Source organism: Prevotella vespertina, assembly GCF_009728485.1.
In the GTDB taxonomy this organism is placed as follows: Bacteria; Bacteroidota; Bacteroidia; order Bacteroidales; family Bacteroidaceae; genus Prevotella; species Prevotella vespertina.
This window is the reverse complement of the sequence record NZ_VVIQ01000003.1, coordinates 110,395-124,283: the sequence shown is the minus strand read 5'-3', so window position 1 is coordinate 124,283 and position 13,889 is coordinate 110,395. Positions and strand designations below refer to the sequence as shown.

Below are 13,889 nucleotides of genomic sequence, written 5' to 3'. Positions count from 1 at the left end.
TTTATTCGTTGTTGGTGAACTTTAGGTTATACATCTCTTTGAGCATGTCAATCTCGTGTATAGCTTGCTGTGCCTTAGCTGCGTTCTCATTGTTAATCTCTCTCAACAAACTATTTACATCAATAATTCCATGAGCCAGTTTCGACTCAGCAGCCTTACGGATATGGGTGCGCAGGTCGATGATTTCGTCATCATTCTGTATCATTTTGCGGTACCTATTGATATTCTCTTTCTGTTGTATCTCGTCTATACTGTTGTTAAACAAGAATACTTCTCGTGCATTCTCTATTTGTTCTCGTTGTAGTCTCAGTCTTGCTTTATCATTCTTATGAGTATAGAGTGCACCGATGTTCCACGATAGTTTTACGCCCACTAAGCCGTTCAGACTCCATTTATGTTGCATCATATCCTCAAACATATTGAGTCCCGGATAACCATAAAAGCCTTGTGCAAAGAGTCCTAAATGTGGCTTCAATCGTGCGTCTAAGGCTTTCTCCTGTGCTTCAGAAAGGCGTAATTGATTGTCAAAGAGCCTTATCTCTGGTCGAGTATTCGCTGATACAACTGCGTCAAGGGCTTGGGGTTTCTGCAGGTGGGTGATTTCAATACCACAGAAGAGGCTTAGCATCCTACTTAACATCTCTTTCTGTGCTTTCAGACTCTCGTTAGCTTGCTCTGCACCAAGCCGTTCGGCTCGCACATTCTCGTAGTCGCTTGTTGCTGCCGTACCACCTTTCACCATGGCAGAGAGTTTCTGCTCGCTCGATTGTAGCAGTGCTTTGACATCGTCATTGAGCTTGATTTGTTCGTCAAGGAGCAAGATTGAGAAATATAACTCATTGACCCTTCTTCGCACCTGATATAGATTTACCTCATTCTCAGCCTCTTGTACCTTTCCTTCCTGTCTGGCTATCTTACGCTGACCACTGATAGCACCACCATCATAAATAGGTTGCTGAACATCAATAGACAGTTTATATTGGTCTTTCCTTAGGCCTTTCATCTTCAGTCCTACCTGTTGGAACATACTTTGCAGATGGTCAGGCCATGCAGCAACAGCACTCTGATAAGTAGCTTGGGCAGCTGCTGTCACCTGTGGCAACCACCCTTTCTGAATGTTCTTAACCGTTAAGTCGGTCGTCTTTGCTATCAAGTCATAACGCTTGATAATGGGATAGTGCTTCTCTGCCGCACGCTGGCACTCATCTAATGTCTGTGCTTGTGCAACTGATGCCGAAGCTAATAATGCAAGAATTAATATTTTCTTCTTCATATCTTATTCTATCGTTTCATAACCAATTAACATCTATGATGCTGACAAAGATAGTCTATTTGATGGAGTGGTTGGTTATTAAATACACAGAAAAGATGGTCAGATTGTACGATTTCTGAGCTTTCCTGCCTTTCATTCAGAGGATTAATACTAATTTTGTAATCGAATCATACAATAAGAACATATTATGGGAGAAGTCAAGACCATCAACCCTTTTTCGATGGATAATATCGATATTAACGAACTATCGAAACAACAGGAACGAATCATGATGGCGGATGATGTCGTGATAGCTATCAATGGGCACTTGCAGCATACACGCTTTCTTGAGAAGGAAAAGATCTATCAGATAGTCGAACCACGACTAGTTCTTGGTATGGACGGACAAGCTGATATTTGTTTAAACCTGCAAGACTATCATCTAGAGAAAGGCTGTTTACTACTATTGCCATCTGATACAATCCTTGAAATAAAGAATGTTTCAGATGATGCGCGTGTAGTTGCTCTTGGCTTCCGAGAGGGGATTAACCTTACAGATGAGATTGTTCTCAATGCTTCACCAGCAGAGTTTAGTCGTATCCTACGTATGATTTATCTTACATGGGACATCCTTCAGCTTAAACCTTATCGGCGAAAAACTATCCAAAACCTACTCCAATCGATTATTTCAGACATTCAATATATAAAGGATATAGCAGATGAAAGTGAGAAGCACGACCAAAGTACTCGTACACAAGATGTCTTTATGCAATTCAAACGATTGGTACATAAGTATTGTTTCAGCGAACGTTCTATTCCATTCTATGCGTCACAATTACATGTAACTCCGCATCATTTGTCTGCGATCATTCGGAAAGCTAGTGGGCATAGCGTCATGTATTGGATTAATCGTGCTACCATTCAGGAGGCGAAACTACTATTGAAAACAAATGATGCGTTGGGTTATGAGATTGCTGATCAGTTACATTTCTCTAGTGCTTCAGCCTTTTCTAAGTTCTTCAAGAGGGAAACAGGCATGACACCAAAGATGTATCAAGAGGACATGAAATAATGAGAGGAAGGAAGAGGGGGGCTTGAGCAATCAAGCACTTTTTTCTTCTTTTCCTTGCCCATTTAATTTATTCTTCTTACCTTTGCCGCCGTGAAAGAATTAGCAATGACATATCAAGTGAACGAAGTACTGCAAAGAATTATCCGATTCTTTGCATCTTTTTGCACTTTATCTTTGGTCAATCCAAATAATTTGCTAACACACACACACACACACACACACACACACACACACAATATGCGCACCTAGCGTACAATAACACATTTTTTCTTCTCGCATACGCGCGCGCGAAGCGTGCCGTAACCCCTGTAAACAAAGGACTTTCAAGAGTTTCCTTTGTTCGCTTTTTTATGCCCTTTTCTGAACCCCTTTTTAAGCAAAATAAGAACGAAATAACAACTATTTTAATCAATGAAGTTATGAGCAAAAAGAAAGAAAAGAAAGATTATGAACAGCCCAAATGTACCGTTCACGAAATGGAGACTGAAACATTCATTTGTACATCTGTCTATCCCAATGCACCACAAACCACAGAAGAAGATTGGGAAGATGGTGGAGAAGTTGATGGTGGAACTATTGAGTTCTAAGAGAGTTATAAACATATAGTAAAAACAAACAACGACAATGAAGATTATTAATATTAAAACGGCTTTTTTGTTACCTGTGATATTTGCAGGTCTAGCTTTTACAGGGTGCAGCAATGAAGATATAGCTGAAGAGAAAGTTCAAGAAGGAATGGGTGCTGTATCATTCACAATCAGCGAGAAAGATTATGAACCTGCAGAAGAAGTAGCCAGTACACGTGCTGCTGTACAAGCGAAACCAGAAATACAAGATCTTGGTGATGGCTTGCAAGCAGAGGTAAGTTTAGAGCCTGACACTACACATGTTGTAGAGCCAAAAGCAAAGACTCGTGTTATCTACACACCAACCCATTACACTATTCAGGCTTACCAAGGTAGCGTAAAGAAAGGTGAACTAAAAGGTACTTTTAATGGTTCTACATTCACTCCTGATGCAGGACAGAGTAATTCTATTTTTCTTCCTCATGGTACTTATGACTTTGTTTGCTTCAATGATAAGGTTTCTGTAAATGGTACACAGTTCACCATTAACCGTACTGACGCAGCCACAGCTCGCTTTACAATAGAACGCAATGTCGTCATTAATCAAGACCCAAAGCAGTATGTAGCTTTCAAAATGAAGCATGCTGGAGCACAAATTGTCCCTAATATTCAATTTATAAACTGTCCAATAGCAGGTGAGTATACACAGGTGAATAATATGGGATTTGTTAGTTTTGCTTTCTACAAGGCTGTAAATCCAGCTGAACGTTTAAAATACACCGTAGAAACTTCTCCAAACAAGATTCCAGAAAAAGAAGTTTATGATTTTGCAGCAAATGGATATACTTATCCAGTAATGGGACAACTATCAATAGCAAAAACTGTGGAAGGAAGCACATCGGCTCAAGTCTATACTCATGTTGGAGACAAGACCGGAATCTATCAAGACTTTATTACAGATTATTTATTGCCATCTAGTGACTGTGCAAATTTGAAATTTACCTTTACTTTTGGAGAATTGTATGGACGTAGTTTGGTAGGCAAGACAATAACTGTACCTACTCACAAGCTAGTTGAAGCAAATAAGAGCTATCGTGTAGTTGTAAAGCTCATGATGGGCAATATGTATTTGTTTAAAGATGGAACAGTTGGAGAATTAGCCAAGAATCCTACTAAAATTCCGATTGGCGTTGTAATAGAACCTTATCGTCGAATAGCTGTTGCTCTGAATGATGCTGATAATGGAACACCTACTATTTGGTCTTCGCTAATATCTCAAGAAAGTTCTCAACCTGCTACAAACTATACAGAGTTGTTCGGAAATATTAATAGTGCTTCAACAATGTACACCTATAGTACGCCCCCTAACCCTTCTGCGCGGAAAGTTGCATTAGAGTATTACCAGACAGTGGGATATGGTAATAATTACTTTAGCTTTCCATCTGGCGAAGATTATGCTTTAAATACTTGGTTTGTCCCTACGTTAGCCGATTTCTTGCGTATGGGGGTCAGCTTAGGAAAACTTCCTAATGATACTGACAATAGAATGCTTGGTTCATCATTGTCCAGTAGTTTTAATTATTTGATACCAAGTAATGCACCAGCAACTGGTTTCATAGGAAGTCTTCTAAGTTTTCCTCCAATGGACATGACCCGTTTTAACAAAGCATTTACAGATGCAGGTGGCACTGCTCCGAGTGGTATTTATTGGGTTGATACAGAGTGTAAAGACGCTTCTTCATATCCACAGGTGCAAATGGGCGTACAAAGTACTGGATATAGTTTAGGAATTAACAGTAAAAGTAGCAACGCTAAGGTTAGACCTTTTATTCGATATTAGAAGAATTTTTCTAAAGATAAAATCGTTAGAAGATAAATAATATTATTAACACCGCTCCGTGGGCTAAAAGGTCTCGAGCTCACGGAGTTATCACAAAAAGAGACCACCTTAATAACAATATGGCTAATAAACCAATTCAATTTTTCTTGAGAGAGCAGAAGCTAAACATCGGCAAGCAGGCTGGAAAGACTGTAATTGTTGCTCGTCCAACTGGTAGGCACCGTGTAGACTTCCGCAACTTTTGCGAACGCATTGCTAAGTCAACAACCTTTAATGCGCAGGAGGTGGCAGCCGTGCTGAATCTTGCAAGTGAAACCGCCCGTGACATCGTAGCCAATGGTGACATTGTGGAGTTTGGCGACATGGGCACACTGACTCCCTCGTTTAAGAGCAAGGCGGTAGAGACTGTTGAGCAGTTTCGTGCACAACAGCACATTGAGAAACCTGTTATAAAGTTCCTTGCTTCTGCGAAGTATTTTACACTGAATGATGTTACGTATGAACAAGTAGCACCAAAGGAGAAGAAAGGAAAGAAAGAGAAAAAGAAAGAGAAAGGAACCGAGCCTTCAGGTCCTGTAACAGCAGGATGATAAAGGAGTTTTGAGATTCTGCTAAAACAACAAAAAAATTGTTCGCGAAGAAATTCGAAATTCTTCGCGAACAATTTTAATTTTCTTCGCGAAGAATTTTTTGCGTTGGTTATAGGGACATCGTAATAGAAGAACAAGGCTTTAGTCAGAATGATATAAGAACACATTTCTTATGACGGGTCCTGCTTCTACATAAAGGTGCCACGGGAGCATTTTTTAGATTGATTCAGGGTATCAATCGTTCTGTAATAAGACAATCGATTATATTAATTGTGAAATTAATGTCTTTCAAAACTAGTGTATTAATTTGGTTCTCTCGCTCCTGTGGTACAGCCTCACCCCAAGCTAACGGGGTGAGGCTTTTGTATGAGACAGAAGAACATGGGAGTTAGAGACATAATGCTATAAAGACATATTTTTTCAATGACATAAGTTTTGGAGACAGAGTAACAGATGAACACGAGGTTGTGGTAACATATTTTTTTGGATGCTGGATAACATCTTTTGCCTATCTCATTTATTTTTTGTTCCTTTGCAAGGTGAATAATCACGAATAGAGATGGTGATGATATTGCCAGGAATAGATTAACCCGTAAATAAGAAATTAATGTATAGGATTCTTTTATCCCTCATCTTTTTGTTATCAGTGTGCAAACTCGAAGCACAGCGACCCTCTTTTGATAAGATGTCGCCCTTTGTGCGGGAAGCAATGGTGGATGAATTGACAACAAGACGGCTCACTCGTTCTGTTGGAGATCAGCGTATATTGACAGCCTTTGTGCGTATCAATGGAGATGCGGAGAAGGTCTTGCATAGATATGGATGTCGTGAGTTAGCACGTGTCGGGGACATTAGTATTGCTGCTATTCCACTTGATAGACTAGGTGAATTGTCGCTTTGTAAGCAGGTAACTAAGATAGAATCGGGCAAACGGTGTAGTGTTCAAATGGATACAACAGCGGTCGTGATTAATGCTCTATCTGCTCAACAAGGAGTGGATTTCTCACAGGCTTATACGGGTAAAGGCGTTGTTGTGGGTGTACAAGATATCGGTTTCGATCTGACACATCCTACTTTCTATTCTGCAGATATGAGCAGATATCGCATTAAGGCAATGTGGGATCAGTTGTCAAAGGATAGTGTTGGTACAGGACTTTATGTAGGTCGTGACTATGTGGGAGAGCAGGCTTTATTGCAAGTTGGGCACCCCGTTGATGGCTTGACAGAAACTCATGGGACGCATACAGCTGGCATAGCTGCAGGAAGTGGGGCAGAGGGTAATGGTGTGGTATCGCCTTATCGTGGTATTGCTTACGATGCCGATTTGGTCTTAGTGGATAATGCTGCAGGCGATAATGTTAAGTATATAGAACCAAAAGACTATTATAAATTCACTTATGCAACCGATGCTTTGGGTTTTAAATACATCTTCGATTATGCCGACCAACAGCGTAAGCCATGTGTAATAAACTTCAGTGAAGGGAGTACGCAGGATATTCATGGTTATGACCAATTATATTATGAATTACTCTCTTCACTGACAGGACCAGGGCATATCATTGTTTCTTCAGCAGGAAATAATGGTGCAAAGCGTTCTTATATACATAAGCCAGCTGGGCAGGAGAAGGCGGGAACCTTTCTTGTTGGCGAACCGAATACGGCTTCTGTCACGTGTACATCGGTAAAGCCATTTGTCTTCCGTACTACTATATATAATGTGGCAAATGGTCCGAAAGTATTTGATATTCCTACAACAAAGGTGTGTGCTGCCCGCGACTCATTGTTTACGGACTCTGTTGTTATTGATGGAAAGAAGTATTTGTGGAAGGTTCTTGCCTACCCAAATAGTTATAACCACACAAAGACAGCCTATGACTTTCTCATTAAGTCTACCGCTTTAGGACAGAGTACGAGTGTATCCTTACAATTAGTAGGGAGGGATGCAGACATCGAACTCTATCGTATGTCTGGTGACCTGCAAACCAATTCTTTGGATCCAAGTCTCAATGCTGGTGAATTTACACATAGTATCTTTTCGCCGTCAAGTGCACCATGTGTCATATCTGTTGGAGCGACAGGCTATCGCACAAGTTTTATAAACTATTTGGGTGAGAAGAAGGTTTATAATAATGGTGAACATGGTGCTCGTGCACCTTTTTCAGCCGTTGGACCGACCTTTGATGGTAGAGTGAAACCAGATGTTATGGCACCTGGACAGAATATAATCTCAGCTTATAGCTCGTTCTATATTAGTACTCCTACGAGGGAAGATGGCTCTGCTAAGAATGATATTAAGAGTGATGTCCGCCACTTTGAGTATAATGGTCGTATGTATGCATGGAATGCGAATGCGGGTACATCAATGTCTGCTCCAGTTGTTACAGGTGCTATCGCACTATGGTTAGAGGCTAATCCAAAGTTGACACCAGAGGATTGTATAGACATCTTCAAGCAGACTTGTACGCATTATGATACGTCACTTTCTTATCCTAATAACCTCTATGGATATGGTCAGATAGATGTAACTAAGGGCTTGAAGGAGGTTTTGCGCAAACAAGCATTAGGTATTACGAAGATAGAAAAGGTTGTGACAGATGACCATATATACCTTTTAGATGGACGAAGTGTTGGTACTTCGATAGAGAATCTCCCCAAAGGTATATACATAAAGAATGGCAGAAAGTTCGTAAAGTGAAACTTACAGCTCCCTAAAAGTAGGTATTTTGCATAAACCATTACTTTTAGGTATTGCAGATAATAGTTTTTCATCGTATCTTTGCAATCGTAAATAATAAACAAACAAGAAATTAAATCAATAAAAGAAATATGAAGAAGACAATTGTTGTTTACGGTTCATCAACCGGTACATGTGAAGCTATTGCAAACACAATCGCTGAGAAGTTAGGTGTTGAAGCTATTAACGTATCAGACTTTAATGCTGATGTTGTAGCAGAGAATGATAATCTTATCCTTGGTACTTCAACATGGGGTGCAGGTGAATTACAGGACGATTGGTATGATGGTATCAATGTATTGAAAGAAGCCGACCTATCTGGTAAGACTGTAGCAATCTTTGGCTGTGGTGATGCTGAAAGCTATTCTGATACTTTCTGCGGTGGTATGAAGGAGATTTATGACGCTGCACAAGGTGCTAACATCCTCCCAGGTGTATCAACAGATGGTTATACATTCGATGATAGTGAGGCTATTGTTGATGGTAAGTTTGTTGGTCTTGCATTGGATGATGTTAACGAGGATGACCAAACTGAAGGTCGTATCGATGCATGGTTAGAGGCTATCAAGCCAGCATTGTAATCTAGCAAGAAGATTTATCTTACATTATATAGAAGGGATAACTATGATGACGGATATGATGACAGCCGATATGAAGGTCTTGATGAATCACATCTATGAGTATCAGAAAGGGGTTCGGCAGATGGTTCTCTATACTTGTAACAAAAAGTATGAGTCATTCGCAACACTCCGACTTGAGCATCAGAATATCCCTTATATCATTCAACCAGTTGGCAAAGATCGCATGAATCTGTTCTTCGGACGCAAGGAATGCCTTGATGCCATTCGGTTAATGGTAACGAAACCCCTTAACCAACTATCACCTGAAGAAGACTTTATTCTCGGTGCAATGTTGGGTTATGACATACGTGTGCAGTGCGAGCGGTACTGCGAGCGCAAGTGTCGTACTTGTAAATGTGCGACATAAGCCATAATTATTAAGTGATAATCTTGTTCGCGAAATAAATTATTTCATAATGTTTTTGTATTATAAATGGGCTTGTCGTGAGATAAGCCCTTTTAGTATTTAAGGCTTTTATCTCTCCTTTGAAAGATCGAATAAATGAATATCTAGGGATTGGATACCTTTGTAGGAATGGTATTTCCCATTCGTATATATAAGAATTTGTGTTTAAATCATGGTTCTTTAGGATGAAATTAGACTATTGTGTGTGATAAGCGTGACTGCAAAAATGAAAAAAACACCAAATGATTACTCACTTGGTGCTTGCTATTTCGGGGGAGAAAGGAGTATTAATCCCGTCTGAAGATATCTCTTGTATAGACTTTTTCTTTTACGTCATCCAAGCATTTGTCATATCGATTCGCAATGATTGCATGGCAACGTTGCTTGAAATCATCAAGACTATTGACTACCAAACTACCAAAGAATGTGGCGCCATCTTCTAGTGTTGGCTCATAGATAATGACCTGTGCTCCCTTTGCTTTAATGCGTTTCATGACTCCTTGAATAGAACTTTGGCGGAAGTTATCACTATTCGACTTCATCGTTAGTCGGTATACTCCAATAACACATTCCTTCTCTTCATCGGGGTTATAATCGCCTCGATCATAATAATCATAGTAACCAGCTGTGTGTAATACTTGGTCAGCAATAAAGTCCTTACGTGTGCGATTGCTTTCTACGATAGCCTGGATAAGATTCTCGGGAACATCTGCGTAATTGGCTAGCAACTGCTTCGTATCCTTTGGTAAACAATACCCACCATATCCAAATGATGGATTGTTATAGAAAGAGCCGATGCGTGGATCGAGGCAAACTCCTTGGATAATGTTCGATGTGTCAAGTCCTTTCACTTCTGCATAAGTGTCCAACTCGTTGAAATAACTTACACGCAGTGCGAGGTAAGTATTGGCAAATAGCTTCACGGCTTCAGCCTCAGTAAGCCCCATGAAGAGGGTAGGGATATTCTCTTCGATAGCTCCTTCTTGTAATAATTGAGCAAAAAGATGAGCTGCGTGATCGAGTCGCTCGTTACCTTCTGGGCGTCCAACGATGATACGACTAGGATAAAGATTATCATACAAAGCCTTACTCTCACGCAGAAACTCTGGTGCAAAGAGAATATTCTCGCAGTTATATTTCGTTCGAATGTTCTCGGTGTAGCCCACAGGAATGGTAGACTTAATCACCATGATGGCATTAGGATTTACCTTCTTCACCACTTCTATGACTTCTTCCACATGACGTGTATCAAAGTAATTCTTGACAGGATCATAGTTTGTTGGTGTGGCGATGACTACAAAGTCGGCATCTTTATAAGCCGTCTCTGCATCCATCGTAGCTGTAAGATTCAGTTCCTTTTCAGCCAAATACTGCTCAATATAATCATCTTGAATGGGTGAACGACGATTGTTAATCAGCTCAACCTTCTCCTTTATTACGTCAACAGCCATTACTTGATGGTGCTGGCTCAATAACGTTGCAATGCTGAGACCGACATAACCAGTCCCAGCAACAGCAATCTTTAAGTCCTTTATATCTTTATCCATGTCTATTGTTCAGATTATTTGCAAAGATACTTCTTTTCTCTGGAAAGCATAAAAGAAGATGATAAAAACTTATTCTTCCGTTATAGACATGTATCGAATAAATCCTTAAACGTGGTGATATGTTTCTTTGAAAGGACGACGATAACGGGCACCCCATATGCCATCAGATGCACGGATACCACAGGTAATAACCATATTAATCTCTGCGTTGTAAGGAAGATTTAATGCTTTCTTCACCAAAAGACTATCGAAACCTTCAAGTGGACAGGTGTCATAGCCAGCCTCACTCATAGCCAACATGAATGTCTGGACAGCCAAGGCACAACTCTTGTGTACACTAACTCTCATATCGCCTTCGCTTACTTGTCGCATCATAGGGCGGAATAATCCAACACATTGAGCCAATGTCTTACGGACAAGTCCCCACAATCCAAAGCAACGAGAGTAAAGAAAAGGTATTAATTTTGTGTAAGACATCTCCTGTTTCTTTATGCGATTCTCTTGCTTTTCGGCGGGACTATAACTCTTGATATTGTTTCTTTCAAATGCAAGTGCAGCTTGCGCATGCTCTTTATATTGATCTTGACGAGTAACAAACACAACCATCTGTTGTGCTGAACGTGCCGATAACTGATCCAAACAAGCATGGGATAACTCCTTCAAAACATTCTTATCTGTGACATGATAAGCCTCCCAAAGTTGCATGTTAGAACTTGTTGGAGCTAAGGTTGCCTGTTCTATACAATTTCTTACTACTTCTTTATCAATTGGCTTATCAGCATCATAATGTCTAACAGCCCTTCTGTGATTCAAAATATCCAGTAAACTCATTATCTTTTAAACTTTGATTTGCATATAGAAAGGCAAAGTATGTGCCAATGTTAAGCATATATTGCAGTCTTATGTCTATGTGTCAAGAGAAGATAAAGGCGTTTAGAATAAAAGAGAATCCCAGGTAACTTATTTGTTATCTGGGACTCGTTCTATAGGGAAAGACCTATTTATGGATATTATCCGCAGTGGAAGTACTGACGAACAAGCTTTTCCATCATCATTTCTTTACCTTCAATATCCTGGCGCAAAGTGCGATCGTTGAAGGAACGAAGTTGTTTGATGATACCATCAATCATAGCAGGAGAGAATACATCATGCTCTTCATAAACCTTACGTTGACGCTCTAAGCAATCAGCTGACGCCGCACAACTATCAGGTAATTGCGCTAAGGTGGCATAACGCTCGGCATTCTTTGGATCGTGAATATCACCATCTGCGAAGGTCCTTTCGGCTTCTTCTTCTGCATTTGCCATCTCGAAACCATGACGACAAGCAACACAAAGACCTGCCAAGAGCTGATAGATATCAGCAGAAGCGTCTGGTGAACGCATCTCAACAGTTTGTTTACCAGAGTAATCACGCTTTGTGAGTGGCTCAATCTCATTGGCTTTATGACACATATCTTCGCCAGAAGTCCAGCCTAAAGGCACACGAACCAGTACAGAACGATTGCTCATACCCCAGCAAACATTCGTTGGAGCTTCCTGATGTGGCACGAGGCGGAAGTAAGATGTTGGGTTCTTATTGCCGAAGGCAGTGATACTCTCTGCCAGATCCATCATACCAGCAATAGCCTTGCGAGCGTCCAATGACAACTTACCATTGTCTAACATCATGTTCTTTCCATCCTTCATTATGCGCATGTGGATGTGCATTCCTGAGCCAGCCTTACCCACAGTTATCTTCGGAGCAAAGGTTACATCGAGTCCTTCTTCATAGCCAAGACTACGGATAATCCACTTAGCAATGAGCAACTGTTCGGCACATTCATTGGCAGGAACAGGCAAGAACTCAATCTCGTTCTGCTCATAACAGCGTCCATTCTCAACGAAGTTGCCCACTTCGGAGTGCCCGTATTTGATCTTTCCACCACATTCTGCAATCAACTGCATCGCACGCATACGGAAGTCATTACCCTTAGAGAAGGGTGAACTCTCGTGATATCCATGTTGATCATCAGCCGGGAAGACACCTTCATCATCGCGGATAACATAGTATTCCAACTCTCCCATTGCATGGAACTCCATGCCTGTAACCTTCTTAAAGGCAGCCATTGCCTTGCAAAGAGTGTGCTCGGGTGATGATGCGAGAGGGTTTCCGTCACGATCAAAGAATGAGCAGAGCATACAAAGAGTAGGTATTTCTGAGAACGGATCAATGAATGCCGTTGAGAAACGAGGCATAACATAAAGGTCACTACTAGCCGCAGCTATAAAGCTGAAAAGTGACGATCCGTCCACACGTTCACCACTAGTTAGGATTGTCTCTAAGTACTCTGGTGAGTGAAGCATAAAGTTTAAGGTCTTCAATCGACCATCACCAGCGGGATACATAAAGTTTATCATTCTGATGTTCAAGTCACTTACAACCTGCTTGATGTCATCTTTTGTAAACTCGTGTGCATTCTTTTTAAGGTGCGCCTCCAGCCTATTAGCTGAACGCAAAGTAAGGTTATTCTCCATTGTCTATGCTTGTTAAAGTTAGTATTCGATTCTGTGGACAAAAATACATATTAATTCTCTCATTCGCAATTATCTTTGATGTTTTCTTCATATCTTTGTATTAACGTTTTATAAAAGTGACATAATCGTATGCAGAATATAGATTTTGAGCACCATTCTTATAGGCGAACTATTCGCAAAGCAAGCCTGGATGACTTACCAATTATTATGGATTTTCTGCGGCAGGGAAGGGAGAAGATGATAGCAGCTGGTAATCTTTGTCAGTGGAGAAGGGGCTATCCTGCGCAACAGACAATAGAGCAGGATATACAGCGAAACGGCTCTTTCTTGCTTTGTGAGAATGATATTCCTATTGCAACTTTTGCTTTCTTGCCAGGACCAGAGCCCACCTATTCTTATATAGAGGGTGGTCATTGGTTGGATGATAGTCCGTATTATGTTATCCATCGAGTGGCTTCTATGGATGGAGTTCATGGTATTATGGTGGACATCATCGCCTATTGTTCTTCCGTAGCTCATGCTCTTCGCATAGATACTCATGCTGATAATCGCCCCATGCAAAAGGCTTTGTCTCGGCTAGGTTTTGCTTATTGTGGTGTCATTTACTTACAAAGTGGGGACAGCCGAATGGCATTCCAGAAGATTACAAGTGCTTTGTAATACTTCTCCAAGTGCTTTGTAATGGTATTACAAGCCTCTTGTACAGATTCTGGAGATGGTGGTTTTAGGTTAACAAGTTTACGAGT

Annotated in this window: 12 protein-coding genes; 8 read left to right on the top strand and 4 right to left on the bottom strand. The window is 40.6% G+C overall.

The genetic code is table 11. From position 1 onward, the window contains the following. Position 1: 1 nt before the first annotated feature. Positions 2-1,273 carry a TolC family protein gene (locus F0475_RS03785; protein ID WP_155715471.1) on the bottom strand — a complete coding sequence of 424 codons (1,272 nt, stop codon included), beginning with the start codon at positions 1,271-1,273 and terminating at the stop codon, positions 2-4. 187 nt (positions 1,274-1,460) lie between these two features. On the opposite strand from F0475_RS03785, the gene F0475_RS03780 reads away from it, so the two are divergent. The 7 genes from F0475_RS03780 (at position 1,461) to F0475_RS03750 (ending at position 9,041) form a co-directional block, all read left to right on the top strand. Then, entirely contained in the window at positions 1,461-2,324 is an 864-nt protein-coding gene (locus tag F0475_RS03780) for a helix-turn-helix domain-containing protein (protein WP_155715469.1), read from the top strand. 419 nt (positions 2,325-2,743) lie between these two features. Further along, a complete protein-coding gene (locus F0475_RS03775) occupies positions 2,744-2,911 on the top strand; it encodes a fatty-acid--CoA ligase (protein WP_155715467.1) in 168 nt (55 codons plus the stop codon). Between the two features lie 37 nt (positions 2,912-2,948). Then, positions 2,949-4,730, top strand: a complete 1,782-nt coding sequence (locus F0475_RS03770) for a hypothetical protein (RefSeq protein ID WP_199879778.1) — start codon at positions 2,949-2,951, stop codon at positions 4,728-4,730. A gap of 119 nt (positions 4,731-4,849) precedes the next feature. Then, positions 4,850-5,320 (top strand): HU family DNA-binding protein, encoded by a 471-nt coding sequence (locus tag F0475_RS03765; RefSeq protein ID WP_155715465.1) that lies wholly within the window; start codon positions 4,850-4,852, stop codon positions 5,318-5,320. A gap of 607 nt (positions 5,321-5,927) precedes the next feature. Then, positions 5,928-8,015 (top strand): S8 family serine peptidase, encoded by a 2,088-nt coding sequence (locus F0475_RS03760; RefSeq protein WP_155715463.1) that lies wholly within the window; start codon positions 5,928-5,930, stop codon positions 8,013-8,015. Positions 8,016-8,146: 131 nt separating this feature from the next. Further along, positions 8,147-8,635: a flavodoxin FldA gene (gene fldA / locus F0475_RS03755; protein WP_155715461.1), complete on the top strand. Its 489-nt coding sequence runs from the start codon at positions 8,147-8,149 to the stop codon at positions 8,633-8,635. A 46-nt stretch (positions 8,636-8,681) separates the two neighbouring features. Beyond that, on the top strand, positions 8,682-9,041 hold the full coding sequence (locus tag F0475_RS03750; RefSeq protein WP_199879784.1) for a DUF2023 family protein: 360 nt from the start codon (positions 8,682-8,684) through the stop codon (positions 9,039-9,041). A gap of 326 nt (positions 9,042-9,367) precedes the next feature. Here the strand turns inward: F0475_RS03750 and F0475_RS03745 are convergent, their stop codons facing one another. The 3 genes from F0475_RS03745 to F0475_RS03735 form a co-directional block, all read right to left on the bottom strand. After that, complete coding sequence (locus F0475_RS03745; protein WP_155715459.1) at positions 9,368-10,627, bottom strand: nucleotide sugar dehydrogenase; 1,260 nt, start codon at positions 10,625-10,627, stop codon at positions 9,368-9,370. A gap of 105 nt (positions 10,628-10,732) precedes the next feature. After that, entirely contained in the window at positions 10,733-11,458 is a 726-nt protein-coding gene (locus F0475_RS03740) for a nitroreductase family protein (RefSeq protein ID WP_155715457.1), read from the bottom strand. 179 nt (positions 11,459-11,637) lie between these two features. Continuing rightward, complete coding sequence (locus tag F0475_RS03735; RefSeq protein WP_155715455.1) at positions 11,638-13,143, bottom strand: glutamine synthetase family protein; 1,506 nt, start codon at positions 13,141-13,143, stop codon at positions 11,638-11,640. A 129-nt stretch (positions 13,144-13,272) separates the two neighbouring features. Here F0475_RS03735 and F0475_RS03730 point away from each other — a divergent pair, with 129 nt between their 5' ends. Continuing rightward, positions 13,273-13,803: an N-acetyltransferase gene (locus tag F0475_RS03730; protein ID WP_155715453.1), complete on the top strand. Its 531-nt coding sequence runs from the start codon at positions 13,273-13,275 to the stop codon at positions 13,801-13,803. The last annotated feature ends 86 nt before the right edge of the window (positions 13,804-13,889 follow it).